This is a genomic window from Roseomonas gilardii (genome assembly GCF_001941945.1).
In the GTDB taxonomy this organism is placed as follows: Bacteria; Pseudomonadota; Alphaproteobacteria; order Acetobacterales; family Acetobacteraceae; genus Roseomonas.
Genome location: NZ_CP015583.1, coordinates 2882925 through 2907069 on the forward strand (window position 1 = coordinate 2882925; position 24145 = coordinate 2907069).

Consider the following 24145-nt stretch of genomic DNA (forward strand, 5'->3'; position numbering starts at 1 on the left):
CGTCACGGGACGAAAGGCCGATGACAGCGCCCGGGATGAAACGCCCCCCCGCCCCCTTCGATCCGGCGGCGGCGGAACGGCTGATCGCCAGCTTCGCGGAACGCGGGGCGGCGGAACGCGCCTATGCCACCGGCGAGGGGCAGGCCCTGCTCGCCGCGCTCGGCGGCAACAGCCCCTTTCTCTCCGATCTCGCACTGCGGGAGGCGCAGACCCTGTTGCGCATGGCCGAGCGCGGACCGGAGGCGGCGCTGGCCACGGCGCTCGACCCGGTGGGCCGGGTGCTGCCCGATGCCGGGCGCGCCCAGCTCGGCGCCGCGCTGCGCCGGGCCAAGCGGCAGGGCGCGCTGATCGTGGCCGCCGCCGACCTCGCCGGGCTCTGGGGACTCGACCAGGTGACGGAGGCGCTCTCCCGCCTCGCCGATACGACGCTGGAGGCGGCGACCAACCAGCTTCTGCGCGAGGGCGCGGCGCGGGGCGAGCTGCGCCCCGCCCGCAACGGGCGCGGCGCCGGCATCACCGTGCTGGGCATGGGCAAGCTGGGCGCGCGGGAGCTGAACTACTCCTCCGACGTGGACCTGATGATCCTCTTCGACCCGGAGGCGATGCCCGACCCGGACCGCGCCCAGTCCACCGCCGTGCGCTTCGCCCGCGACCTGGTGAAGCTGATGGAGGAGCGCACCGAGGAGGGCTACGTCTTCCGCACCGACCTGCGGCTGCGCCCCGACGGCGCCGCGCAGCCGCTCGCGGTCAGCATCCCGGCCTCCGTCTCCTACTACGGCAGCATGGGGCAGAACTGGGAGCGTGCGGCGATGACCAAGGCCCGCCCGGTGGCCGGGGACAAGGTGCTGGGTCAGAGCTTCCTGGATGAGATCCGTCCCTTCGTGTGGCGGCGGCACCTGGATTTCGCGATGATCGCGGACATCCATTCCATCAAGCGGCAGATCCACGCGACGCATGGCCATCGTGGCGCGGGGACGGAGATAGCGGTCGCGGGCCATGACGTGAAGCTCGGCCGTGGCGGCATCCGCGAGATCGAGTTCACGGTGCAGGTGCTGGAGCTGATCTGGGGCGGCCGCGACCCCAGCCTGCGCGACCCGACCACCCTGGGCGCCCTGGCCGCGCTGGCCGGGGCCGGACGGCTCGAACGCCGCGCGGCGGCGGACCTGGCCGATGCCTATACCTTCCTGCGCACCATCGAGCACCGGCTGCAGATGGTGGCCGACCGCCAGACGCACCGGCTGCCGGAGGACGAGGACGGGCTGCGCCGCATCGCCGCCTTCAGCGGCTTCGACAGCCTGGATGCCTTCTCCGCCGCCCTGACGGCCTGCTTCAACCGCGTGGCGCATCACTACGGCCGCCTGTTCGAGAGCGCGCCCGACCTGAGCGGCGAGGGCGGCAACCTCGTCTTCACCGGCACGGAGGACGATCCGGAGACCACGCGCACGCTGCGCGAGATGGGCTTCACCAACCCGGCCGGCATCTCCGCCATGATCCGCGGCTGGCACCACGGCCACCGCCGCGCCACCCGCAGCGAGCGGGCGCGCGAGCTGCTGACGCTCCTCATGCCGAATCTCCTGGCCGCCTTCGCGCGGCAGCGCGAGCCCGATGCGGCGCTGGCCCGCTTCGATACGCTGCTGGAAAAGCTGCCGACGGGCGTGCAGTTGCTCAGCCTCTTCCTGCGAAACACGCATCTGCTGGAACGCGTGGCCGGAATCCTGGGCGCCGCCCCGGCACTGGCCGACCATCTCGCCCGCCATCCCTCGGCGCTGGAGGGATTGCTGGCCGGGGGCGCCGGATCGGCGGCCGCCGCCCTGCCCGCCCTGGTGGGCGCCGCGCGGCACTACGAGGAAGCGCTGGAGGGTGCCCGCCGCCTCGTGACCGAGGGGCGCTTCGAGATCGACGCCGATGCGCTGGAAGGGCTGATCGACGCCGATGCCGCGGGACAGGCGCGCTCCGACCTCGCCGATGCCGCCATCGGCGCGCTGCTGCCGGAGGTGATGCGCGAATTCTCGGCCCGCTTCGGCCGGGTCAGGGGCGGCTCCATGGCCGTGGTCGCCATGGGCAAGCTCGGCGGGCGGGAGATGCAGCCGGGCTCGGACCTGGACCTGATCCTGATCTACGACCACCCGCCCGAGGTGCAGGACAGCAGCGGCGGGACGCGCAGCCTGCCGGCGCCCACCTGGTTCGCCCGCCTCGCCGCGCAGTTCATCGCCGCGCTTACCGCCCCGGGGGCGGAGGGGCGGCTCTACGAGGTGGACATGCGGCTGCGCCCCTCCGGCAACAAGGGCCCCATGGCCACCGGCCTCGCAGGCTTCGAGCGCTATCACGCCGAGGGAGCCTGGAGCTGGGAACGCATGGCCCTCACCCGCGCCCGCCCGCTGGCCGGGCCGCCGGCACTGCGCCGGCGCATCGCCGCCGCCGTGCGCCAGGCCCTGGCCCTGCATGCCGGGCCGAAGGTCCTCTCGGACGCGCGCGACATGCGGGCCCGGATGCTGCGCGACCTGCCGCCCGAGGGGCCGTGGGACGTGAAGGCCATGCGCGGCGGGCTGGTGGAGGTGGAGTTCATCGCCCAGGCCCTGCAATGCGCCCATGCCGCCAGCCATCCGCGCATCCTGGCGACGACGACGCGCGAGGCCCTGGCCCGACTGGCCAAGGCGCGGCTGCTGCCGCCCGAGGATGCCGCCGCCCTGATCCGCGCCGACCGCTTCTGGCGCAGCATCCAGGCCATGCTGCGCCTCACCGTCGGGCGGCCGCGCACCGAGGCCCTGCCCGCCGCCGCCGGCACGGCGCTGCTGCGCGTCTGCGCGCCCTTCATGACGGATGGCACGGCCGACTCCGCCGCCCCGGTTGACCTGGGCGCCCTGCGCGGGGAGATGCAGGCAACCGCCGAGACGGTCCGGACTCTCTTCGAGCGCCATCTCGGCCCCCTCCCCCAGACGGGCGGAGGCGCATCCTATCGGGAAAGGATCACGCCGTGATCGAAGCGGGCATGAACGCGCCGCCCTTCACCATGCCGGCCAGCGGCGGCCGCACGGTCAGCAAGGCGGCGCTCGGCGGGAAGCCCTTCCTGCTCTACTTCTATCCCAAGGCCGACACCTCCGGCTGCACCCAGCAGGCCTGCGGCATCCAGGAGGCGCTGCCCGCCCTGGGCAAGCTCGGGCTGACGGTGATCGGCGTTTCCCCCGACCCGATGAAGGCGATCGAGAAGTTCGCCGCGAAGTACAGCCTCACCTTCCCGCTCGCCTCGGATGCCGAGCATGCGGTGGCCGAGAGCTATGGGGTCTGGGTCGAGAAATCGATGTACGGGCGCAAGTACATGGGCATGGAGCGCACGAGCTTCCTGGTCGGCCCGGACGGCAAGGTGCTCCAGGTCTGGCGCAAGGTGAAGCCGGCCGAGCATGCGGCGCTGGTGCGCCAGGCCGTCGAGGCGCTGTGAAGCGCTCGCCGGGGGGCGGCGCGGGCCGCCCCGCCCGGCCTCCGGCTCAGATGTAGCGCAGCGCCAGCACGCCACCGACGATCGCCAGCGCCGTCGCGCCCGCGATCAGGTTCAGCCGCTTCTCGATGAACTCCCGCGCCGGCGGGCCATAGGCGCGCAGCAGCCAGGCCAGCATGTAGAAGCGCGCGCCCCGTGTGATGACGCTGCACACGAAGAAGATCGGCAGCGAGAAATGCGCCGCGCCGGCGGCGATGGTGACGATCTTGTAGGGGATCGGCGTCAGCCCCTTGATCAGGATCACCGCCGCGCCCCAGCGCTCGAACCAGGAGCCGAAGGTCTGCAACGCGTCGGCATGGCCATAGGCGGCCAGCACCGGCAGCGCCACCGCCTCGAAGAGATAGGCGCCGATGGCATAGCCCAGCAGCCCGCCGATCACCGAGGTGACCGTGCAGATGAAGGCATAGTGATAGGCCCGGTCGGGCCGCGCCAGGCACATCGGGATGAGCATGGCGTCGGGCGGGATGGGAAAGAAGCTGCTTTCCGCGAAGGACACCGCCCCCAGGGCCGCCGGGGCCCGGGGATGCGCGGAAAGGGCGATGATCCAGTTGTAGAGGGCGCGGAGCATGATCCGCCGCATCCCATGCCGCGATGCAACAAGCAAGTTACAAATCGCAGATTCATCTTAAAAAATGGACGGCGCTCTCAGAAAGCATAACGGATGCGGCAATAGGGCATCACCTCGCCCAGGATGGCGGTGAAGCGCTGGAGGAGCTTCCCCTTCACCCCGTGCCGGTAGCGCAGGTTGCGCGCCCCGTTCTGGCTCATCTTCTCCTCCTGCCAGCGCGGCTGCCAGAGCAGTTCCTCGGCCCTGGGATGCCAGGCGAGGTTCACCTCGTGCAGCCCGGCGCTGTGGGTCAGCATGATCACCTCCGCCGCCAGTCCCTGCTTCGCCGCCTCCGGCAAGCGGCTGTCGATCTGCCGGAACAGCTCGCGCCACTCGGCCTCCCAGCCCTCGTGCACCACCACCGGGGAGAAGTTCAGGTGCAGCTCGTAGCCGGCGCGGAAGACCTCGCCCGCGAAGCCGATCCGCTCCGCCACGGGCGAGGTCCGCACGTCCAGCAGCCGCGCCCGGGCCTCTGGCATCAGCGAGACCCGCACCCGCGTCCGGCCGCGCGGGTCGTAGTCCAGGATCGCCGGATTCGCGAATTTCGTGGCGAAGGAGCCCTTGGCGTTCGGCAGGCCGCGGAACAGGGCCACGAGGTCGCGGACATTGCCGGAGATGGCGGCATCCACCGACAGGTCGCCATTCTCCCCGATGTCATAGACCCAGTCCCGCGCGTCCACCTGGTTGGGCTCCAGCTTCATGCCCTGGCGCGCCGCGTGGCGGGCGATGAAGCCGGTGATGGCGTCGATGTTGGTGAAGACGGTCACCGGGTTCGCATGGCCCTTGCGCCGCGCCACGTAGCAATAGGCGCAGGCCATGGCGCAGCCATTGGACACCGAGGGCGCGATGAAATCCGCGCTGCGCCCGTTCGGCCGACAGGCCAGCGTCTTCTTGACCCCCAGCACCAGGACGTCGCGCTTGGCCGCCAGCCAGTCCTCCGCCGCCCCTTCCCGCAGTTCCGGGATGGACCAATGCGAGGCCACCTCCACCTGCCGCGCCTCCGGGAAGCGCGCCAGGATCTCGCGCCCCCTTTCCCCGTCGCGCACGGCGGGTTCCAGGAAGATGGTCCGGGGATCGAGCAGGTGAGCGGGCAGCATGCCATTCCACGCCATGGGCCCCCGCAGGTGGCGACGCACCGCCGCCCTGCAAGCGGTGCTGGAACGTTACGCCGATGGCTAGCCCCGGGCGGAGGCTCCGCCTCCCCCGGTCCCCCTCCACTGGGGACATGGCATGTCCCCAGACCCCGCCCTTCGTTGGCACTGACTGATAGGGTCAGCCCGCGACCCGATTCCGGAGAGCAGGCGGATCAGCAGGCCCCCAGAAGAAGGAAATCGCCCTGTCCGCGCTGGTGGCACCGGCGGTCGCCGGAGAGCATGGCTCTCCGGCGCGATCCGGCATCAGCACGAGCCAACGAACCGGGTCCAGGGCCCGCAGGGTCCTGGCGGAGTGGGGGTCCCGGGGGCGAGGCGGAGCCTTGCCCCCGGAGAGCGACGCTCACCCACCTCAGACCGGCAGGGTCACCACCGCGCGCAGGCCGCCCTCGGGGAGGTTCTCCAGCGTCACGTCGCCGCCATGGGCGCGGAGGATGTTGCGCGCGATGGGCAGGCCGAGCCCGGTGCCGCCGGTCTCGCGGTTGCGGCTGGTTTCCAGCCGGCGGAAGGGCTGGAACACCGCCTCCTGCGATTCTTCCGGCACGCCCGGCCCGTCATCCTCGATGAAGAGCCGCACCACCGGGTTCTGCCGGCCGCTGGGCGGCTCCAGCCGGATGCGGGCCGCCTGACCGTATTTCAGCGCGTTGCCGACGAGGTTCATCAGCGCCCGCTTGAGCGCGATGGGCCGGCCCCGCACCGTCAGCCGCAGCGGCCCGGTATAGGTCAGCGCGTCCTCCGCTTCCGGCCTTGCATCCGCCTCCTCGTCCAGCACGGTGCGGCAGAGCGCTGCGAGGTCGAGGGGCACTGAAGGCTCGTCCGCCGCGTCGTCGCGGGCGAAGGCCAGGGTGGCGTTCACCATGGCCTCCATCTCGTCGAGGTCGGACAGCATCCGCCGCCGCTGCTCGTCATCCTCCAGGAACTCGGCGCGCAGGCGCAGCCGGGTGATCGGCGTGCGCAGGTCGTGGCCGATCGCCGCCAGCATCTGCGTGCGGTCGCCGACGAAGCGGCGGATGCGCTCGGCCATGGTGTTGAAGGCATGGGCGGCGGTGGCGACCTCCAGCGGCCCGGTCTCTGGCAGGGGCGGCGCGTTCACGTCGCGCCCCAGCGCTTCGGCGGCCCGCGCCAGGTCGCGCACCGGCCGGATCAGCCGCCGCGTCGCCGCCACGATCAGCAGCGCCGCCGCCACCGTCATCACCCCGAAGGCGATCAAAAAGGTGGGCGAGTGCCAGGGCCGCGGCGGCGGCACGCGCAGGCGCAGGTTCAGCCAGAGGTCGCCATTGGGCAGGCGCAGGGAGACCAGCAGCGCCTGGCCCTTGCCGGTCCCCACCACCATCTCCCGCGGCTGCAGGCGTGGTGGCAGGGCCAGGATGGCCTCGGGCGGCAGCAGGCTGAGCACGTCCTCGCCGGGCTTGGCGAGGCTGTTCCGGGCGGTGGGCGCGTCGTCCAGGCTGGCGGTGAGGCCTTCGGGCAGGTCCACCTCGTTCACGATCATGTCGCGCCGGTCGGGCGGTGCGATGATCAGCGTGCGCCACAGCCCCATGGCACGGCCGGAAATCTCCCGCCGCTCCACGAAGCGCTGCAGGTCCACCCGGTCCAGCGCATGGATCAGCAGGCCCGCCGCCTGCACCAGCATCAGCGCCAGCAGCAGGAAGATCGCCGTGCGCGCCGCGAGCGAGCGCGGCAGCCAGCCGATGCGCCAGACGCCCCGCCCCGGCGCCGGGGCGCTGGAAGGGGTGCCGGCGCCGGGCCTGCCGGGAGCCGGCAGCGCGGAAGGCGGTACGGGCGCGGGGACCGGCGGCGCGGCGGCCGGGCCGGGGCTCACCGCCGGGGCCTCATGCCGCGCGCTCGACGCTCGCCGCCAGCACGTAGCCGCCGCCGCGCACGGTCTTGATCAGCGTGGGGTTGCGCCCGTCATCCTCCAGCTTGCGCCGCAGGCGGGACACCGCCACGTCGATCGCGCGGTCGAAGGGCCCGGCCTGCCGCCCGCGCAGCAGGTCCATCAGCATATCCCGGGTCAGCACCCGGTTCGGCCGCTCCACCAGCACGGTCAGCAGCTCGTACTCGCCGCCGGTCAGCGAGACCTCGGTGCCGGAGGGATCGAGCAAGCGGCGCCGGGCGGGCTCCAGCGTCCAGCCGGCGAAGCGAACCGCCTTGGGCGGGGGGTCCTTGGGCGCCGCCCCCTCGCCCGAGGCGCGGCGCAGCACGGCGCGGATGCGGGCCAGCAGCTCGCGGGGGTTGAAGGGCTTGGCGACATAATCGTCCGCCCCCAGTTCCAGCCCCACGATGCGGTCCGTCTCCTCGCCCATGGCGGTGAGCATCACGATCGGGACATCGGACTGGCTGCGCAGCCAGCGCGCGAAATCCAGCCCGGATTCCCCCGGCAGCATCAGGTCCAGGATCACCAGATGATAGCGGCCGAGCGGCCAGACGCGCCGCGCCTCCCGCGCCTCCCGCGCAGCGGTGACGCGAAGTCCTTGTTTCTCCAGGAAACGGGACAAGAGATCGCGGATTTCTCGATCGTCGTCGACGATCAGGATGTGAGGGGCAGGCTCCATGGCTGTTACATAAGCCGGGTTACGGGGATTCGTCCGCATCTCTTGCAACGATCTGTTGCGATGCGCCGGCCCGTTGCCAGCCGTTGCACTTTCGCATGCATCATGACTTGGGTTCCGGGCCCGCAACGCCCATCTTCGGAACACGCCGCTGCCCTTCCCCCCCTCACGGGGCAGTGGCGATAGCAGGCGGCGGGAGAGCCGCACTATCCCCCTCAGGCTCCCCGCCGCCTCTTCTCTGTTCCCTGTTCTCCCCATCGGGCATATGCGTTCGCAGATCCGATACGGGTCCGTCCGTGGCGTGACCCTCCAAGGGCTCTCCATGGCGGATGTTCCGGAACAGGACAGACAGCCCTGACGCCTCCCTCTCCCATCGTTCCGCCACCGGTTTCGCCCCTGCCACCCTCCGAGCAGTTCGATGCCGACGCTCCGCCCGGGCTCGACGCGGCGCGCCGCCTGCTGCTGCTGGCCGATCCGGCCCTGTCGCGGGTCGAGGAGGTTGCCGGCCCGCTGCCCTGGCGCACCCGACCGCGCGGCTTTCCGGGCCTGCTCCGGGCGATCTGCGGTCAGATGATCAGCGACCGCGCGGCCACCGCCATCTGGCTGCGCCTCGCCGCGCTGCCCGGCGCGCTGACGCCGGAAGGGCTGCTGCGCCTCGACGATGCCGCGCTCTGCGGCACCGCCGGCCTGTCGCGCCCCAAGGCGGCCCATGCGCGCGCCCTGGCTCTGGCCGTGGTGGAAAGGCGGCTCCGCCCCGAAGAACTGCCCGGCATGAGCGATGCCGAGGCGCTGGCGCACCTGACCGCCATCCCCGGCCTGGGGCGCTGGACCGCCCAGGTGCATCTGCTCTTCGCTGAGGGGCGGGAGGACATCTTCCCGGAGGGCGACCTCGCCCTGGCCGCCGGCCTCGCCCATTTCCGCGGCCTGCCGGCCCGCCCGCCGCCACGGGAGCTCGTCCGGCTCGCCGAGGCCTGGGCCCCGCACCGCTCCCTGGCCGCCCGGCTCCTCTGGCACTGGTGGCGCCATGCCAGCTATCCGCCGGCCCTGCTCCGGCCGCCCGGCTGAACCCTTGCCGCGTGGGCCTGCCGGGCGGGCCGCGACGGGCCGATCCCCGCGCCAGGGGTGCAGCAGGGGCAGCCACCACACGAGCCGCCAACCATGCGTCACAGGCCACTCGCCATGAACCCCGGGCCATGAGAAGGGATGGAGCCATGTCCGCCGCCACCGCCCTGCCCCCGACCCTGCCTCTTTCGGCCCGCCTGCGCGCCACCGCCGCCCCACCCATCCCCGCCGCGCGGCGCTGGGCGGCCGCCTATGACGGCGGGGCCGGGCCGCTGCTGGACCTGACCCAGGCGGTGCCGGGCTATCCGCCCCCGCCCGCGCTGCTGGCGCGGCTGGCCGAGGCGGCGGGGGAGGCCTCCAGCGCCACTTATGGCCCGATCGAAGGGGACGAAGCGCTGCGGGAGGCCCTGGCCGCTGATGTCGCCGCGACCTATGCGGCGGCGGTGACGGCGGAGGATGTGGTGATCACCGCCGGCTGCAACCTCGCCTTCTCGCTGGCCATGCCGGTGATGGCGGGCAGCGGCGAGGCGGTGATGCTGCCCACCCCCTGGTACTTCAACCACCGCATGGCGCTGGAGATCGCCGGGATCGGCGCGGTGCCCCTGCCCTGCGCGGCCGCGGACGGCTTCGTGCCCGATCCGGACCGCGCCGCCGCGCTGCTGGAGGCCAACCCGCAGGTCCGCGCCCTGGTGCTGATCACGCCCAACAACCCCACCGGCGCGATCATCCCGCCGGAGACCCTGGCACGCTTCGCCGCCCTTTGCCGCGCGCGCGGCGTCTGGCTGGTGCTGGACGAGACCTATCGCGACTTCCTGCCGGGTCGGGAAGCGCCGCACGGGCTCTTCGCCGACCCATCCTGGCGGGACGGCATCGTGCAGCTCTACTCCTTCTCCAAGTCCTATTGCGTGCCGGGCCACCGGCTGGGCGCCATCCTGGCGGGGCCCGGCTTCCGGGCGGAGCTCGCCAAATCCGTGGACACGCTGCAGATCTGCCCGCCCCGCGCGGCGCAGAAGGCCGTCGCCTGGGCAGTGCCGGCGCTGCGCGAGTGGCGTGAGGGCAACCGCGACCTGATGGGCCGCCGCGCCAGCGCCTTCGCCCGGCTGATGACCCCGATCGGCCACCGCTGGCATGTGGATGCGCTGGGTGGCTACTTCGCCTATCTGCGCCTGCCGGACGGCGCGCCGGATGCGCTGGAGGCCGCGGAGATCCTGGCCTCCCGCCACGGGCTGCTCACCCTCCCCGGCCCCTTCTTCGGCCCAGGTCAGGAGCGCCATCTGCGGCTCGCCTTCGCCAATGCGCCCGAGGAAGCCCTGGCCGACCTGCCGGCCCGGCTTTCCGGCCTGGGCTGAGGCGGCACGGCCCCGGGCGGGGCGGTTCCGGGCTCTCCCGCCGCTCCCCGCCCCGGCGCCATCCCCGTGGCCGGAACCCGCGCCCCTATCGCGGCAGGGCGAAGGCCATCACCTCGTCGCCGTTGCGCGAGCGCAGGCCGCCATGCCCGCCCGCCGCGATCACCACATACTGCCGCCCGTCCTGGCCGGTATAGGTGAGCGGCGTGGCATTGCCGCCGGCGGGCAGGTGGGTTTCCCAGAGGGTGCGGCCGGTGCGGCCATCCAGGGCACGGAAGGCCTGGTCCGTGGTCGCGCCGATGAAGACCAGCCCGCTGCGCGTCGCCACGCTGCCGCCCATGCTGAAGATCCCGAAGGGCAGGCCGACGGGCGCGCGCAGCCCGGCCGGGCCCATGTCCCGCGTCGTGCCGATCGGACGCTGCCAGACCACCTTGCGGGTCAGCAGGTCGATCGCCTGCATCTGCCCCCAGGGCGGCCGGACGCAGGGGATGCCGGCCGGGTTCAGCCAGGGCTCCACCACGATGGACCAGGGCGTGCCGTGCTGCGGGTTGTTGGCGAAGGGCGGCTGCGGATAAGGATGCCCCCAGCCCGCCCAGGGCTTCACCAGGCCCTGCCGCACCGCCTCCTCATAAGGCAGCATCCGCAGCTTGAAGGGCATGAAGGTGGTGTTGATGTAGAGCAGCTTGCGCCCGGGATCGATGGTCGCGCCGTACCAGTCGGCCACGCCGTCGAAGGCCGGCCAGCCGATCGTCGGCCGCTGGCCCGGCGGGGTGAAGAGGCCGTCGTCGCGCATCCGGTGGAACTCGATGCGGCAAAGCAGCTGGTCGATCGGCGTGGCGCCCCAGATATCCGCCTCCCGCAGCTTCGGCGGGTTCAGCTGCGGCATGCCCACCGAGAAGGGCTGCGTCGGCGCGTAGCGCTCGCCCGGGATGGTGCCGCCCGGCACGGGCTGCTCCCGCACCTCCGCGAGCGGCTTGCCGTCCCGCCGGTCCAGCAGGAAGAGCTGCCCCTGCTTGGTGGTCTGCACCAAGGCAGGGATGGTCGCCCCGTCCGGTCCCGGCAGGTCCACCAGCGAGGGTCCGATCGGCAGGTCGAAATCCCACAGATCGTGATGGACGGTCTGGAAGTGCCAGCGCTCCTCGCCCGTGCTCATGTCGAGCGCGACGAGGGAGCTCGAATAGCGTTCGTCGAAGGGCCGCCGCTCCGCCCCGTAATAGTCGGGCGTGGCATTGCCCAGCGGCACATAGACGAGGTTCAGCGCCGGATCGGCGGTATAGACGCCCCAGCCGTTCGGCGTGCCGCGGGTATAGACCTCCCCCGGCGCCAGCGGCTTCGTCGCCGGCTCGCGCCCCATGTCCCAGGCCCAGGAAAGCTGCCCCGTCACCGCGTCGAAGGCGCGGATCACGCCCGAGGGCTCGCCGACGCTCTGGTTGTCGTAGACCCAGCCGCTCAGCATGATCCGCCCGTTCATCACCAGCGGCGGGGACGAGATGAAATGGAAGCCTGGCGGCACCGGGCCCATATCCTGCCGCAGGTCCACGAAGCCGCCCTCCCCGAAGCCCTGGCAGGGCTGGCCGGTCTCGGCATCGAGCGCGAAGAGGCGCGGCAGGTCGGAGGCGGTGGAGACGATCCGGTGCGGGCAGGCCGTGCCCGGCGGCGCATCGAAATAGGAGACGCCACGGCAGGCCTGGTACACGTTGTGGCTCATGTCGCCGCCGGGCGTGAAGCGCCAGCGCAGTGCGCCGGTGGTCGCATCCAACGCGATCACCTCGCGATGCGGCGTGCAGAAATAGAGGCCGTTCCCGACCTTGATCGGCGTCGCCTCGAAGGAGAATTCGTGCCCGTTGCTGTTCTCCCCCTGCCGCGGCATGTCGCCGGTGGAGAAGGACCAGGCCTGCTTCAGCCCCGCGACATTCTCCGGCGTGATCTGCGTCAGCGGCGAGAAGCGGTCACCGGCCGGGGTGCGGCCATAGAAGCGCCAGTCGTCACTGGCGGCCGCCGCTTCCGTTCCGGCGCCGGCCTGCTGCCAGCCCGTGGGATCACCGAAGGTCAGGTGGCGCTCCGCCGTGGTGCGGTAGCCCGCCGCGAAGACCAGCCCGATCAGCACGGAGCAGGCGGCCATGCCGCCCCAGGCATGGCGGCGGGCGGCGCGGGACTCCATCCCGGCGGCCCGGTGCAGGCGCCCCGCGACCCAGGGACTGCAGATCCATAGCCCCAGCACGGCGGGCGCGACGAGGCGAGGGATCAGCGCCCAGCCGTCGAGCCCGACCTCCCACAAGGCCCAGAGGGTGGTCCCCACGAGCAGCAGCACATAGAGCCAGAGACCGGCGACGCGGGCGGTGGCGATCAGCATGCCGCTCAGCAGCATCGCCAGCCCGGCCACGAGGTAATAAGGGGAGCCGCCCAGCACGAGCAGCCATCCGCCCAGGCCACCGATCCCCAGGCCCAGCAGGCCGAGGACAATGCCGGTGACGGTCAGCAGGGCCGTACCGCGCCGGGGCGTATCGGACCTCATCGGCCAGCCTTCCCACCGGCTTCCCCGGCGAGACAGCGGAGAGCGTTCCGCCACAATCCGGGCCGGAACGATGGGATGGGAGGCTGGTGCATGGGAAGGTCCTGGGGTGGAGCCGGAGCGCGGGCCGGCCGTCCGGGGGCGGTAACGGCGTAAGGACAGGTCGCGCCCATGGTTTCCGGATGGACCAAATGTATGGTTGCGGGTGCCGGGCCGGGCGAAACCGCTTCGCGGCCCCTCCCTCAGCGCAGCCGCACGCCCTCGCCGCCCGCCGCGTCGCGTTCCAGGATGACGATCCCCGCTTCCTCCAGCGCCCGGCGGATGGCCGTGCCGGTGGAACGCTGGAGTTCGTGCTGCCCGCCCTCGAAGCCGCGCACGGTGCTGCGGCTGACCTCCGCCCTTTCGGCGAGGTCATCCTGCGTCCAGTCCAGCAGGGCGCGCGCGGCACGGCATTGCCCGGAGGTCAGTGTCATCCCAACTTGTAGATGGGATGCGGATTTACCGCGTCAATATCACCCAAAAAGGTTGAAACGGCTTACAATCACTCCATCTTGTGACCGTCCATAGCATACAACCGGAAGGGGGAGAGCCGTGCCGCACCACACGCCGCTCATCGCGACGATCAGTGTCGGCCTCGTGCTGGCCTTCGCCTTCGGCCTCCTGGCCCACCGGCTGAAGATCTCTCCGCTGGTGGGCTATCTCCTGGCCGGTGTCGCCGTCGGCCCCTTCACCCCCGGCTTCGTCGCCGATGCCGAACTCGCCGCGGAACTCGCCGAGATCGGCGTTATCCTGCTGATGTTCGCGGTGGGACTGCATTTCTCGCTCAAGGACCTGATGTCGGTCCGCAAGATCGCCGTTCCCGGCGCGGTGGTGCAGATCGCCGTCGCCACGCTGATGGGCATGGCGCTGGCCTGGGCCCTGGGCTGGAACGTGCAGGCCGGCATGGTCTTCGGCCTCGCCCTGTCCGTCGCCAGCACCGTGGTGCTGACCCGTGCCCTGGGCGAGCGGCGGCTGCTGGAAACCGAACGCGGGCGGATCGCGGTCGGCTGGCTGGTGGTGGAAGACCTGGTGATGGTGGTGGCGCTGGTGCTGCTGCCGGTGGTCGGCCAGATCTCCGCCGGCGGCAGCGTCTCGGCCGGCGAGGTGGCCACGATCCTGGGCATCACCCTGGCGAAGGTCTCGGCCTTCGTCGCGGTGATGCTGCTGGTGGGCCGCCGGGTCATCCCGATGATCATGCACTACGTCGCCCATACCGGCTCGCGCGAGTTGTTCCGGCTCGCGGTCTATGCGCTGGCGCTCGGCGTGGCGGCGGGCGCGGCCTCGCTCTTCGAGGTCTCCTTCGCCCTCGGCGCCTTCTTCGCCGGCATGGTGATGGCGGAAAGCCAACTTTCCCAGCGCGCGACGGAGGAGGCGCTGCCGCTGCGCGACGCCTTCGCGGTGCTGTTCTTCGTTTCGGTCGGCATGCTGTTCGACCCGAGGGTGCTGGTGGAAGCGCCCTGGGCGGTGCTGGGCACCATCGCCATCATCGTACTGGGCAAGTCCGCCGCCGCTTGGCTGATCGTGCGTGCCTTCGGCCATCCCAACGGCACCGCCGTCACCATCTCCGCCAGCCTGGCGCAGATCGGTGAGTTCTCCTTCATCCTGGCCGGCCTCGGCGTCGGCATGAAGCTGCTGCCGGAGGAAGGGCGCGACCTGATCCTGGCCGGCGCCATCCTCTCGATCTTCCTGAACCCCTTCATCTTCGCCCTGGCCGAGCGCCGCCCCGCCCGCCGCTATCCCAAGGAGGAGGCGGCCGCTGCCGCCGCCGCCGACGCCGCGGCGATGGAGAAGGCGCAGGAGGAGATCCCCGGCCCCGGCGAGCAGACGGCGACCACGCTGGCCGACCACGACGTGCTGATCGGCTATGGCCGCGTCGGCCGGATCGTTGGCGACGGGCTGCTGGAGGCGGGCCGGCCGGTCCTGGTCTTCGACGACCGCGAGGATTCGCTGGAGCGCGCCCGCGCCGCCGGGGCGGAGGTGATCGAGGGCAATGCCGCCGACCCGCAGGTGCTGGCCCTGGGCAACCTCACCGGCGCCCGGCGCCTCTTCGTCACCGTGCCGGAAGCCTTCGAGGCCGGGCAGGTGGTGGAACAGGCCCGGGCGCTGAACCCGGATCTGGAGATCGTGGCCCGGGCGCATTCCGATGCCACGGTGGAGCACCTGTCCCGGCTGGGCGCGAACCTGACGGTGATGGGCGAGCGCGAGATCGCGCGGCGCATGCTGGAAGCCGCCCTGCCGGAGGATGCCGAACTCGCCGCCGCCGAGCGGGCGGCCGGGCTGCTGCCCGCACCGCGCCAGGAGGTGGCCCGGACACTGGATCAGGCGCTGGACCCAACCCCGGATAGGGCCCCGGACCGGACCGCGAGCCAGACGGCCGGATGACGCGGCGCGGGGCTTACATCCGCTCCTTGATGCCGCGCCGGATCAGCCACCAGTTCACCGGATAGGTGGTGGCGAAGCCCAGCACCATGGCGCCCTGCATCACCAGCCAATAGGCCCAGCTCGCGGGTTCCAGCCCCGGCAGGGCCCGGGCGGCCAGCGCCATCGCGGCGAACATCCCGGCCTGATAGGCCAGCAGGGAGAGCGTATCGATCTTCACCGCCGCCACCAGCCCGTCCCATAGCCCGAGCCCGCGCATCGGCGCGACGGCGAGGTACTGGAACAGGATGCCGAAGAGATAGGCGAGCAGGAAGGCGAGGCCGAGTCGGCCGAACAGGACAGAGCCGAACAGGACAGAGCCGAACAGGGTCAGCGCCATGGTGGCGGCCAGGCCTTCCGCGAGGATGTCGCCCAGGGCGCAGCCCGCGCCGCAATGCGTGGCTCCCTTGAACACCGCCTGCCACATCGGCCCCCGGGATTCTCCCTGGCCGCCATGCCCCATCCGGTGACCGCCCGCCCCATGCTGCATGGCGCCCGCCCCGTCCGCATGATGTCCGCCGCCATGGTGCTGATGCGCGGCGGCGTTCCGGCCCCGCGGCGCCGTCCGGCCGAACCAGCCGTAGAAGACCAGCCCGAGCGGTCCCCAGTAGAGCATGGTGAGCGGCCAGACCGCCTCCATCACCGCCATGGGCTGCCGCCGGCCGAGGAGCAGGATGTCCAGCAGCACCGCCAGCGCGGCCAGCAGCGACAGGCCGATATGGATCGCGGCAAGAGTGTTCAGCCAGTCCGGGACCACAATGCCTCCTCGGCGCGTCAGGATCTCGGCTCTTAGCTCCTCCCCCAGCGGGAGGGTTGCGGGGAAGAATCGCATGGGCTGGCCGGCCCGGAATGCGCCGGTCTGCCCATGAAATGACCGATCTGGCCATGCCGGCGGCGTGCAACCGGCTGGGGAGGCGTCCGGAGGGGCGTTCAGTAGCCCTGGACCAGCAGGGCCAGTTCCGCCAGTCCCCAGGAGGCCAGCAGGCCAAGCAGCCCGGCCATGGTGGCCTCCCGGAACACGATCGGCAGGGGACGGCGGCGCGTCGCCGAGACACAGGAAGGAAGGGGCTGGGTCATGCCCCGATCATGCACGAACAAAACGTGAACACAACGGAAAAATGCCGGACCTTCCGCCCCACCCCGCGCCGCCGGTGCGCCGGCCTGGCCGATGACGATGCGAAATATCGTCCGTCCCCCCAGGAACCCGCACCGTCCCACTTTTCCGGCACGTGCCTTGCTGTACGCTCATACCATGGTCGCCAAAGCCTTCGACGAAATGAACGCTGACGGGGAGATCAGGCCGCCCTATGCGGGCCTGGCTCGCTACCTCGACAAGCATGGGCTCGCAGCCCTGGACGCCAAGAGACGGGAAGCCGAGGTGCTGTTCCGCCGGATCGGCGTCACCTTCGCCGTCTATTCGGACGGCGGCGACCCCGAGCGGCTGATCCCCTTCGACGTCCTGCCGCGCATCCTCGCCCGTGCCGAATGGGACCGGCTCGCGGCCGGGCTGGAGCAGCGGGTGAAGGCGCTGAACGCCTTCCTGCAGGATGTCTACAACGGGCAGCGCATCCTGGAGGAAGGGGTGATCCCCTCCGCGCTGGTGCTGGAGAACGAGGGCTACCGGAAGGAGATGACGGGATTCACCCCGCCCGCCGGGGTCTGGACGGTGATCTCGGGCATCGACCTCGTGCGCACCGGGCCCGATGCCTTCTTCGTGCTGGAGGACAACTGCCGCATCCCCTCCGGCGTCTCCTACATGCTGGAGAACCGGGAGGCGATGATGCGCCTCCTGCCGCAGCTCTGCGCCGCGCACCGCATCGCGCCGGTGAGCCATTACCCCGAGGAACTGCTGGAAACGCTCAAGGCCATCGCCCCGGAGGGAGCCGGCGACAGCCCGACCGTGGTGGTGCTCACCCCCGGCCCCTACAACAGCGCCTATTACGAGCACTCCTTCCTGGCCGACGAGATGGGCGTGGAGCTGGTCGAGGGCCACGACCTCTTCGTGAAGGACGACACGGTCTTCATGCGCACCACCGCCGGGCCGCAGCGGGTGGACGTGATCTACCGCCGCGTGGACGACGAGTGGATCGACCCGGAGGTCTTCCGCCCCGACAGCGCGCTGGGCGTGCCGGGGCTGATGCGTGCCTACCGCGCCGGCACGGTGGCGCTGGCCAATGCCCCCGGCGCCGGGGTCGCCGATGACAAGGCCGTCTATCCCTATGTGCCGGAGATGATCCGCTTCTACCTGAACGAGGAGCCGATCCTGCAGAACGTGCAGACCTTCATGTGCTCCCGCGACGATGACCGCGCGCATGTGCTGACCAACCTGGACAAGCTGGTGGTCAAGCTCGCCCGCGGCTCCGGCGGCTATGGCATGCTGGTCGGCCCGCATGCGACCGAGGCGGAGCGCGAGGACTTCGCCGCGCGAATCCGCGCCCGGCCCGAGGACTACATCGCCCAGCCGACGCTCGCCCTTTCCACCGTTCCGACGGTGACGGAGGATGGCCAGCTCGCCCCCCGCCATGTCGATCTCCGCCCCTTCGTCCTGATGGGCAGGGAGGTCCGCATGGTGCCCGGCGGCCTGACCCGCGTGGCACTGCGCGAGGGCTCGCTGGTGGTCAATTCCTCCCAGGGCGGGGGCACCAAGGACACCTGGGTGGTCGAGGACCGCATGGTCCAGCAGATGGGGCCGCGCGGCATGACCCAGTCGATGGGTGGCCCGGGGGGCGGGATGACGCAGTCCATGGCGCCGATGCCGCCGCTTTCGCCACCGCCCGCGCCTCAGCCCCCTCCTCCGGGCGCGACGGAGGACCAGGCCTGATGCTCGCCCGCACCGCCGACAGCCTCTTCTGGCTCGCCCGCTACAACGAGCGCGCCGGCAACCTCGCCCGGGCGCTCGCCTCCAGCCTGCGCATGGCCTCGCTCACCACCATGGACGGGGAGGACGGCGAATGGCGGCACCTCCTCGTCGCCTCCGGCACCGACACCAGCTTCCGCGGCCGCTACGAGGAATGCTCCGGCCGCGCCGCGGTGGAGTGGCTCACCCTCGACACCGGCAACCCCTCCTCCATCGCCTCCTGCCTGGAAGCCGCGCGGCGCAACGCCCGCACCGTGCGCACGGCGCTGACCGTGGACATGTGGGAGGCGGTGAACGACACCTGGATCGCGCTGCACCGCCTGGGCTCCGACGCGGTGCAGGACGACCAGCTCCCGGGCTTCCTGGACTGGGTGAAGTCCCGCACCCTGGCCTTCAACGGCGCCGCGGCGGACACCATGCTGCGCGACGATGCCTGGCGCTTCACCCATCTCGGCACCATGCTGGAACGCGCCGACAACACCGCGCGGCTGCTGGACACGCGCCATATCCTCTTCGGCCCGCAGCATCCGGAGTACCACCTGCAATGCCAGGCGGTACTGCGCTCCCTTTCCGCGCTGCGCGCCTACCAGTACATGTACCGCTCGCGGATCGAGCCCTCCCGCGTCGCCGAGCTCCTGCTGCTGCGGCGGGAGATGCCGCGCTCGCTGCGCTTCTGCTACATGCGGCTCGACCGCACGCTGGCGGATATCGAGGCGGAGGAGACGCTGATCTGCGGCGATTGCCGCACCATCTCCTCGGGCCTGCTCGCGCGGGTCAGCGGCCGGCCGGTCGCCGACATCCTGACCCCCGGCCTGCACGGCTTCCTGACCGCGGCGATCAACGAGCACACCCGCCTCGGCGCCGAGATCAGCCGCTGCTTCCTCAACGGCTGATCCAGGGAGGGGTGGGAGCATGACCTATTGCGTCGGGCTTTTCCTCCGCCAGGGGCTGGTCATGCTCTCGGACACCCGCACCAATGCGGGCGTCGATAACATCGCCACCTTCTGCAAGAACTACGCGGTCAGCGTGCCGGGGGAGCGCGTGCTCTGCCTGCTGTCCTCCGGCAACCTCGCCATCACCCAGGCGGTCTGGAACCGGCTGCAGGAAGGCGTCTTCCTGGAGGGCCAGCGCCAGACCCTGCTCACCGTCTCCTCCATGTTCCAGGCGGTGCAGCTCGTCGGCGCCGCCGTCCGCGCCATCTATGCGACCGACGGGCCGAGCCTGTCGGCGCACCGGGTCGGCTTCTCCGTCTCCCTGATGCTGGGCGGTCAGATCGCGGGCGGGCCGATGCGGCTCTACCTCGTCTATGCCGCCGGCAACTTCGTCGAGGCCACGCCCGACACGCCCTTCCTTCAGATCGGCGAAACCAAGTACGGCAAGCCGATGCTGGACCGGGTGCTGACCCACGAGACGGGGCTGGTGGATGGCATCAAGCTGACCCTGATCAGCATGGACGACACGCTGCGCTCCAACCTCACCGTCGGCCTGCCGCTGGACCTCCTGGTCTATACGGAGGGCAGCCTGCGGATCGGGCTGCAACGCCGGATCACCGAGGACGACCCCTATTTCCGCGCCCTGCGCGAGAACTGGTCCAACCGGCTGCGCGACACCTATGCCAGCCTGCCGGTGCCGGACTGGCTTCCGACCGGCGAGCCGCCGCCCATCCCGGTCTGAGGCGCCGCCTGGACGGCGCCGGGCGGGTGGCATCTTTTCTTCTTTGTTTCGCAACCTCTGGCTGCTAGGGCGGAAGGTGATGACGCCCGCGAGCAGCCAGCCGACGCCTCCGCGCCGGCGACGAGACGCGGCGTTCCCGAGCGGTATGCCGCGGAGCGCCCATCACGCCAGGATCAAGGGACGATCCCTGGCCCCACGATGCAGCGGCCTGACAGCCCGCGGCGCGCTGATGCTCGCCAGCGGATTGCTGTTGGCCATGCCGGCTGCCCAGGCCAGGCCGGCGGAGACCAGGCACACGCGCCCGGCACGGGCGGAGGCCGAGGAGCGTTCGGAAGGCAGCCCGCGCGCCGCCTGCCTCTCGGCGGCGCGGGCGGCGGAGGCCCGGAACGGCCTCCCCGAAGGGCTGCTGGTGGCGGTGGCGCTGGCGGAATCCGGGCTGCACGCCTATGCGCTGAACATCGGCGGCCGTTCCTATTTTCCCGACACCTCGGAGGCTGCCCGGCGCCTCGTGGCCGGCGCCCGCCCCAGCCAGTCCATCATGGCCGGCTGCGTGCAGGTGAATGCCCGGGTCCATGCCGCGCGCTCCGACTGGCCGCTCGACCCGGCCCGCGCCACCGACTGGGCGGCCCGCCACCTGCGGGCCAAGTATGACGGAACCGGCGACTGGGGCGATGCGATCCGGGCCTGGAACGGCGGCAGCCCCCGCACCCGGGACGAGCTGGTCTGCCGCGTCCAGGCGAAGCTGCAGGTGGCCAACCCGGCCTCCCGCCTGCTGGAGCGGGAGCAGTGCGGCACGCGTTTCGCCCGGGACCGCCGCAGCGGCGCGGCGCTGCTGGAGGTGGCCGAGGCAGGGGATCGCTGAACCCCCCGGCCGCCTTGCGGGAAGATTACGAAAACCACCAAGGATTTTCCCGCATAAAGTGTTAATCATGCCCTTCCAGACAACCTGGAATGGGCAAGATACCCGAATGCATGATTCCAGTTGGATCCTGTCGCTCTTCGGCGCCTTCGTGCTCGGCTGGCTGGCGCTGCTGGGTTTGCGGATCCGCCGCCCGATCACGCTGAAAGCCGATGGCCAGGGCGGCATGGTCTCCGGTGGCCGCCTGCGCGCGACCGCGACGCCTTTCGACGATTCCGAGCCCCAGGGCACGCTTCTGGCCGACCATCTCGAACTGCCCGTGGTGCTGCACTATGCGCGCCCCTCCGGGGCCGTGGATGTGGTGGAAGCGCGGATAGGGCGGCTCTTCGGCCATCACGACAACAAGGGCCTCCGGATCGGCAGCCTGCAGACCCTGCCCGACCAGCCGAAGGGCTTCCGCCGCAACCTGCAGTTCTACCGGCTGCGAGGGCTGGAGGACCCGGCCACCGGGGTGGTGATGGTCGGCGATGCCGACAAGGCGCACTGGCTGGCGCAGAAGGCGGGGCTGCTGACCCCCGTCCGGGAGGCGGCGACGGTCCGGCCGGGATAGGGCCGCCTTCGCGCATCGCGGCCTCGTTCCGGCCTCCCGCCGGACGCGACCGCGCCCCGGCCCTCCCTTCCTCCTGGCATCGCCCGGCCCGCTGTGGCGTTGTCCCCTCTCTGCCAGGACGGGCCGCCGCGTGAATTCCCCACCCCACCCCGAAAGCTGGATGCGCGTCACCCCGCTGGGCCTCTATTGCGAGCCCGGCGATTTCCATATCGACCCGTCACGCCCCGTCCCCCGCGCGGTGGTCAGCCACGGCCATGCCGACCATGCGCGCCCCGGCCATGGTGCCGTGCTTGCCACGCCGGAAACCCTGGCGATCATGGAATCCCGCTTCGGCGAGGGGAATGCGGGACGCGAGCAGCAGGCGCTGGGCTATGGCGAGTCCCTGACCCATCGCGGCGTGCGCGTCACCCTGGTCCCGGCCGGTCATGTGCTGGGCTCGGCGCAGATCGTGCTGGAATGGCGGGGCAGCCGCATCGTCGTCTCCGGCGACTACAAGCGCCGCCACGATCCGACCTGCGCGGGCTTCGAGCCGGTGACCTGCGACGTCTTCGTCACCGAGGCCACCTTCGCCCTGCCGGTCTTCCGCCATCCGGACGCCTCGCACGAGATCGCCCGGCTGCTGAAGAGCCTCGCCCTTTTCCCGGAACGCGCCCATGTCGTCGGCGCCTATGCGCTGGGCAAGACGCAGCGGATCATCGCCCTGCTGCGGCAGGCGGGCTACGACCGGCCCATCCACCTGCATGGCGCGCTGTGGAACCTCTGCGCCCTCTACGAGCGCCTGGGCATCCCGCTCGGCCCGCTGGAGCCGGTGCCCAAGGGGCTCAAGCGCGGCCATCCGCCGATCCTGGCCGGCGAGATCGTGCTGGCACCCCCTTCGGCCGAGGCCACGCCCTGGTCGCGCCGCATGGCCGATCCGGTGACCTGCGCCGCCTCGGGCTGGATGACGGTGCGCCAGCGCGCCCGGCTGCGCGGCGTGGAGCTGCCGTTGATCGTCAGCGACCATGCCGACTGGGACGAGCTGCTGGCCACCTGCACGGAGGTCCAGGCCCCCGAGGTCTGGGTCACCCATGGGCGGGACGACGCGCTGATCCACGCCCTGTCGCTGCGCGGCGTGCGGGGCCGCGCCCTGCACCTGATCGGCCGCGAGGAGGATGACGACGCTCCGGAGGCCGCCCCGCCGGAGGACGGCACGCCGTTGGAAGGCACCCCGGAAGCGGTCCCGCCGGAGACAGCTCCACTGCCCGCGGGTGGCGGCTTCGGCGCGGATGCCTCGCCCGGGGATGTGGCCCGATGAGCCTGCCTGCCTTCGCGGAACTGCTGGAGCGCCTGGTCTTCACCCCCGGCCGCCTCGCCAAGCTCGCCCTGATCCGCCGCTGGTTCGACGAGCAGCCCGATCCCGAGCGCGGCGTCGGCCTCGCCGCCCTGACCGGGGAACTGGTCTTCAGCGCCGCCAAGCCCTCGGTGATCCGCGCCCTGGTGGCGGAGCGCACCGATCCCGTGCTCCTTGCCTTGTCGCAGGACTATGTCGGCGATTTCGCGGAGACGGTCGCGCTGATCTGGCCGGAGAAGGCCGGCACCAACGCGCCGCCGCCGATGCTGAGCGAGGTGGTGGAGGGGCTGGAACTCGCCACCCGCGCCGAGGTGCCGCGCCTCATCGAGACCTGGCTCGACAGCCTCGACAGCAACGGTCGCTTCGCCCTGATCAAGCTCGTCACGGGCGCCCTGCGGGTCGGCGTCAGCGCCCGCCTCGCCCGCGTGGCGCTGGCCGAATGGGCCGGCAGGGGCGTGGAGGAGATCGAAGAGGTCTGGCACGGCGTCGCCCCGCCCTACATCCCGATCTTCCGCTGGCTGGAAGGGCGCGAGCCGAGGCCGGACCCTCGGGACGCCCCGGTCTTCCGCCCGCTGATGCTCGCCCATCCGCTGGAGGAAGCCGATCTCGGCGCCATCGAGGCCGCGCCGGAGGACTGGCGCGCCGAATGGAAATGGGACGGCATCCGCGTGCAGCTCGCCGCCAGCCCGGGCGGCGTGCGGCTCTGGTCGCGCACCGGCGAGGATGTCTCGGGTGCCTTTCCGGAACTGCTGGAGAACCTCCCTTTCCACGCCACGCTGGATGGCGAGCTTCTGGTGGTGCGCGACGGCACCGTCGCCCCCTTCGCCGACCTGCAACAGCGGCTGAACCGCAAGGTGATCACGCCGAAGATGCAGCGCGACTTCCCGGTCGCCATACGGCTCTACGACCTGCTCGTGGATGGCGAGGAGGACCTGCGCCCCCTGCCCTTCGGCACCCGGCGCGACCGGCTGGAGCAATGGTTCACGCGGCACCGGCCGCCGGGCATGGATCTTTCGCCGCTGGTTGCCTTCTCCTCCCTGCGCCATCTGGCCGAACTGCGCGAGGGCGCGCGCGCCGCCTCGATCGAGGGGCTGATGCTCAAGCGTGCCGACAGCCCCTATGTCGCCGGCCGCGTGAAGGGGCTGTGGTGGAAGTGGAAGCGCGCGCCGCTCACCGTGGATGCCGTGCTGATGTATGCCCAGCGCGGGCATGGCAAGCGGTCGAGCTACTACTCGGATTACACGTTCGGCCTCTGGCGCGTCGCGGAGGACGGGACGGAGGAGCTGGTGCCCGTCGGCAAGGCCTATTCCGGCTACACGGACCAGGAGCTGGTCTGGCTCGACCGCTGGATCCGCGAGCACACCACCGGCCGCTTCGGCCCGGTGCGGGAGGTGGAGAAGGCGCTCGTCCTGGAGGTCATCTTCGACGCCGCACAGCTTTCGGGGCGGCACCGCTCCGGCGTCGCCATGCGCTTCCCCCGCATCGCCCGCATCCGGCGGGACAAGCCGGCCGTGGAGGCGGACCGGCTGGAAACGCTGCTGGCCATGGTGGAGAACCGGGCCGAGGCGGTGGACTGATCCACGCCCCGCCCGGGCGTATCCGGAGCGTGCCGGGGCCCCCGGCACGCGGCCCCGT

Annotated in this window: 20 protein-coding genes; 12 read left to right on the forward strand and 8 right to left on the reverse strand. The window is 71.6% G+C overall.

What is annotated here, in order from left to right; genetic code table 11:
- Positions 1-35 precede the first annotated feature (35 nt).
- Both RGI145_RS13250 and bcp read left to right on the forward strand, forming a co-directional pair.
- Complete coding sequence (locus tag RGI145_RS13250; protein ID WP_075798730.1) at positions 36-2978, forward strand: bifunctional [glutamine synthetase] adenylyltransferase/[glutamine synthetase]-adenylyl-L-tyrosine phosphorylase; 2943 nt, start codon at positions 36-38, stop codon at positions 2976-2978.
- 11 nt (positions 2979-2989) lie between these two features.
- Positions 2990-3436 (forward strand): thioredoxin-dependent thiol peroxidase, encoded by a 447-nt coding sequence (gene bcp, locus RGI145_RS13255; RefSeq protein ID WP_075800045.1) that lies wholly within the window; start codon positions 2990-2992, stop codon positions 3434-3436.
- A 46-nt stretch (positions 3437-3482) separates the two neighbouring features.
- Here bcp and RGI145_RS13260 read toward each other — a convergent pair whose 3' ends face one another.
- The 4 genes from RGI145_RS13260 to RGI145_RS13275 all read right to left on the reverse strand — a co-directional run bounded on the left by RGI145_RS13260 (position 3483) and on the right by RGI145_RS13275 (position 7806).
- Positions 3483-4061 (reverse strand): YqaA family protein, encoded by a 579-nt coding sequence (locus RGI145_RS13260; RefSeq protein ID WP_075800046.1) that lies wholly within the window; start codon positions 4059-4061, stop codon positions 3483-3485.
- Positions 4062-4138: 77 nt separating this feature from the next.
- Positions 4139-5197, reverse strand: a complete 1059-nt coding sequence (locus tag RGI145_RS13265; RefSeq protein ID WP_075798731.1) for a spore photoproduct lyase family protein — start codon at positions 5195-5197, stop codon at positions 4139-4141.
- Positions 5198-5603: 406 nt separating this feature from the next.
- Positions 5604-7073 carry an ATP-binding protein gene (locus RGI145_RS13270; protein ID WP_237183068.1) on the reverse strand — a complete coding sequence of 490 codons (1470 nt, stop codon included), beginning with the start codon at positions 7071-7073 and terminating at the stop codon, positions 5604-5606.
- A 10-nt stretch (positions 7074-7083) separates the two neighbouring features.
- On the reverse strand, positions 7084-7806 hold the full coding sequence (locus RGI145_RS13275; protein ID WP_019459378.1) for a response regulator: 723 nt from the start codon (positions 7804-7806) through the stop codon (positions 7084-7086).
- Positions 7807-8373: 567 nt separating this feature from the next.
- Between RGI145_RS13275 and RGI145_RS13280 the strand changes: the two genes are divergently transcribed.
- The gene (locus tag RGI145_RS13280) at positions 8374-8868 is read left to right on the forward strand and encodes a DNA-3-methyladenine glycosylase family protein (protein ID WP_083670698.1); all 495 of its coding nucleotides are present in this window, start codon (positions 8374-8376) and stop codon (positions 8866-8868) included.
- A gap of 146 nt (positions 8869-9014) precedes the next feature.
- Positions 9015-10214, forward strand: a complete 1200-nt coding sequence (locus RGI145_RS13285) for an aminotransferase (protein ID WP_075798733.1) — start codon at positions 9015-9017, stop codon at positions 10212-10214.
- An 85-nt stretch (positions 10215-10299) separates the two neighbouring features.
- Here RGI145_RS13285 and RGI145_RS13290 read toward each other — a convergent pair whose 3' ends face one another.
- Together RGI145_RS13290 and RGI145_RS13295 are read right to left on the reverse strand one after the other, a co-directional pair.
- Positions 10300-12726, reverse strand: coding sequence for a membrane-bound PQQ-dependent dehydrogenase, glucose/quinate/shikimate family (locus RGI145_RS13290; protein ID WP_075798734.1), 2427 nt, complete (start codon positions 12724-12726; stop codon positions 10300-10302).
- Between the two features lie 239 nt (positions 12727-12965).
- Positions 12966-13196 (reverse strand): helix-turn-helix transcriptional regulator, encoded by a 231-nt coding sequence (locus RGI145_RS13295; protein ID WP_019459382.1) that lies wholly within the window; start codon positions 13194-13196, stop codon positions 12966-12968.
- Positions 13197-13314: 118 nt separating this feature from the next.
- On the opposite strand from RGI145_RS13295, the gene ybaL reads away from it, so the two are divergent.
- Positions 13315-15144, forward strand: coding sequence for a YbaL family putative K(+) efflux transporter (ybaL, locus tag RGI145_RS13300; RefSeq protein WP_075798735.1), 1830 nt, complete (start codon positions 13315-13317; stop codon positions 15142-15144).
- Between the two features lie 13 nt (positions 15145-15157).
- Here the strand turns inward: ybaL and RGI145_RS13305 are convergent, their stop codons facing one another.
- Complete coding sequence (locus RGI145_RS13305; RefSeq protein ID WP_075798736.1) at positions 15158-15937, reverse strand: DUF4396 domain-containing protein; 780 nt, start codon at positions 15935-15937, stop codon at positions 15158-15160.
- Between the two features lie 173 nt (positions 15938-16110).
- Positions 16111-16257 carry a hypothetical protein gene (locus RGI145_RS25110; protein WP_156878532.1) on the reverse strand — a complete coding sequence of 49 codons (147 nt, stop codon included), beginning with the start codon at positions 16255-16257 and terminating at the stop codon, positions 16111-16113.
- A gap of 157 nt (positions 16258-16414) precedes the next feature.
- Here RGI145_RS25110 and RGI145_RS13310 point away from each other — a divergent pair, with 157 nt between their 5' ends.
- The 7 genes from RGI145_RS13310 (at position 16415) to RGI145_RS13340 (ending at position 24087) form a co-directional block, all read left to right on the forward strand.
- Complete coding sequence (locus RGI145_RS13310) at positions 16415-18001, forward strand: circularly permuted type 2 ATP-grasp protein (RefSeq protein WP_472508897.1); 1587 nt, start codon at positions 16415-16417, stop codon at positions 17999-18001.
- Entirely contained in the window at positions 18001-18930 is a 930-nt protein-coding gene (locus RGI145_RS13315) for an alpha-E domain-containing protein (protein ID WP_075798738.1), read from the forward strand. Before RGI145_RS13310 ends, RGI145_RS13315 begins: the two co-directional genes overlap by 1 nt.
- Before the next feature lie 19 nt (positions 18931-18949).
- Entirely contained in the window at positions 18950-19711 is a 762-nt protein-coding gene (locus RGI145_RS13320) for a proteasome-type protease (RefSeq protein ID WP_075798739.1), read from the forward strand.
- A 256-nt stretch (positions 19712-19967) separates the two neighbouring features.
- Positions 19968-20573 (forward strand): transglycosylase SLT domain-containing protein, encoded by a 606-nt coding sequence (locus tag RGI145_RS13325; RefSeq protein ID WP_237183069.1) that lies wholly within the window; start codon positions 19968-19970, stop codon positions 20571-20573.
- A gap of 106 nt (positions 20574-20679) precedes the next feature.
- Positions 20680-21180 (forward strand): hypothetical protein, encoded by a 501-nt coding sequence (locus RGI145_RS13330; RefSeq protein ID WP_075798740.1) that lies wholly within the window; start codon positions 20680-20682, stop codon positions 21178-21180.
- A gap of 160 nt (positions 21181-21340) precedes the next feature.
- Positions 21341-22474, forward strand: coding sequence for a ligase-associated DNA damage response exonuclease (locus RGI145_RS13335; protein ID WP_075798741.1), 1134 nt, complete (start codon positions 21341-21343; stop codon positions 22472-22474).
- The gene (locus tag RGI145_RS13340; protein ID WP_075798742.1) at positions 22471-24087 is read left to right on the forward strand and encodes a cisplatin damage response ATP-dependent DNA ligase; all 1617 of its coding nucleotides are present in this window, start codon (positions 22471-22473) and stop codon (positions 24085-24087) included. Before RGI145_RS13335 ends, RGI145_RS13340 begins: the two co-directional genes overlap by 4 nt.
- The last annotated feature ends 58 nt before the right edge of the window (positions 24088-24145 follow it).

Excerpts from the sequence above, each read along its gene's own strand:
- RGI145_RS13250 (WP_075798730.1), top strand. The coding sequence starts at position 36 with ATGAAACGCCCCCCCGCCCCCTTCGATCCGGCGGCGGCGGAACGGCTG.
- bcp (WP_075800045.1), top strand. The coding sequence starts at position 2,990 with ATGAACGCGCCGCCCTTCACCATGCCGGCCAGCGGCGGCCGCACGGTC.
- RGI145_RS13260 (WP_075800046.1), bottom strand. The coding sequence starts at position 4,061 with ATGCTCCGCGCCCTCTACAACTGGATCATCGCCCTTTCCGCGCATCCC.
- RGI145_RS13265 (WP_075798731.1), bottom strand. The coding sequence starts at position 5,197 with ATGCTGCCCGCTCACCTGCTCGATCCCCGGACCATCTTCCTGGAACCC.
- RGI145_RS13275 (WP_019459378.1), bottom strand. The coding sequence starts at position 7,806 with ATGGAGCCTGCCCCTCACATCCTGATCGTCGACGACGATCGAGAAATC.
- RGI145_RS13280 (WP_083670698.1), top strand. The coding sequence starts at position 8,374 with ATGATCAGCGACCGCGCGGCCACCGCCATCTGGCTGCGCCTCGCCGCG.
- RGI145_RS13285 (WP_075798733.1), top strand. The coding sequence starts at position 9,015 with ATGTCCGCCGCCACCGCCCTGCCCCCGACCCTGCCTCTTTCGGCCCGC.
- RGI145_RS13290 (WP_075798734.1), bottom strand. The coding sequence starts at position 12,726 with ATGAGGTCCGATACGCCCCGGCGCGGTACGGCCCTGCTGACCGTCACC.
- RGI145_RS13295 (WP_019459382.1), bottom strand. The coding sequence starts at position 13,196 with ATGACACTGACCTCCGGGCAATGCCGTGCCGCGCGCGCCCTGCTGGAC.
- RGI145_RS25110 (WP_156878532.1), bottom strand. The coding sequence starts at position 16,257 with ATGACCCAGCCCCTTCCTTCCTGTGTCTCGGCGACGCGCCGCCGTCCC.
- RGI145_RS13315 (WP_075798738.1), top strand. The coding sequence starts at position 18,001 with ATGCTCGCCCGCACCGCCGACAGCCTCTTCTGGCTCGCCCGCTACAAC.
- RGI145_RS13320 (WP_075798739.1), top strand. The coding sequence starts at position 18,950 with ATGACCTATTGCGTCGGGCTTTTCCTCCGCCAGGGGCTGGTCATGCTC.
- RGI145_RS13325 (WP_237183069.1), top strand. The coding sequence starts at position 19,968 with ATGCCGGCTGCCCAGGCCAGGCCGGCGGAGACCAGGCACACGCGCCCG.
- RGI145_RS13330 (WP_075798740.1), top strand. The coding sequence starts at position 20,680 with ATGCATGATTCCAGTTGGATCCTGTCGCTCTTCGGCGCCTTCGTGCTC.
- RGI145_RS13335 (WP_075798741.1), top strand. The coding sequence starts at position 21,341 with ATGCGCGTCACCCCGCTGGGCCTCTATTGCGAGCCCGGCGATTTCCAT.
- RGI145_RS13340 (WP_075798742.1), top strand. The coding sequence starts at position 22,471 with ATGAGCCTGCCTGCCTTCGCGGAACTGCTGGAGCGCCTGGTCTTCACC.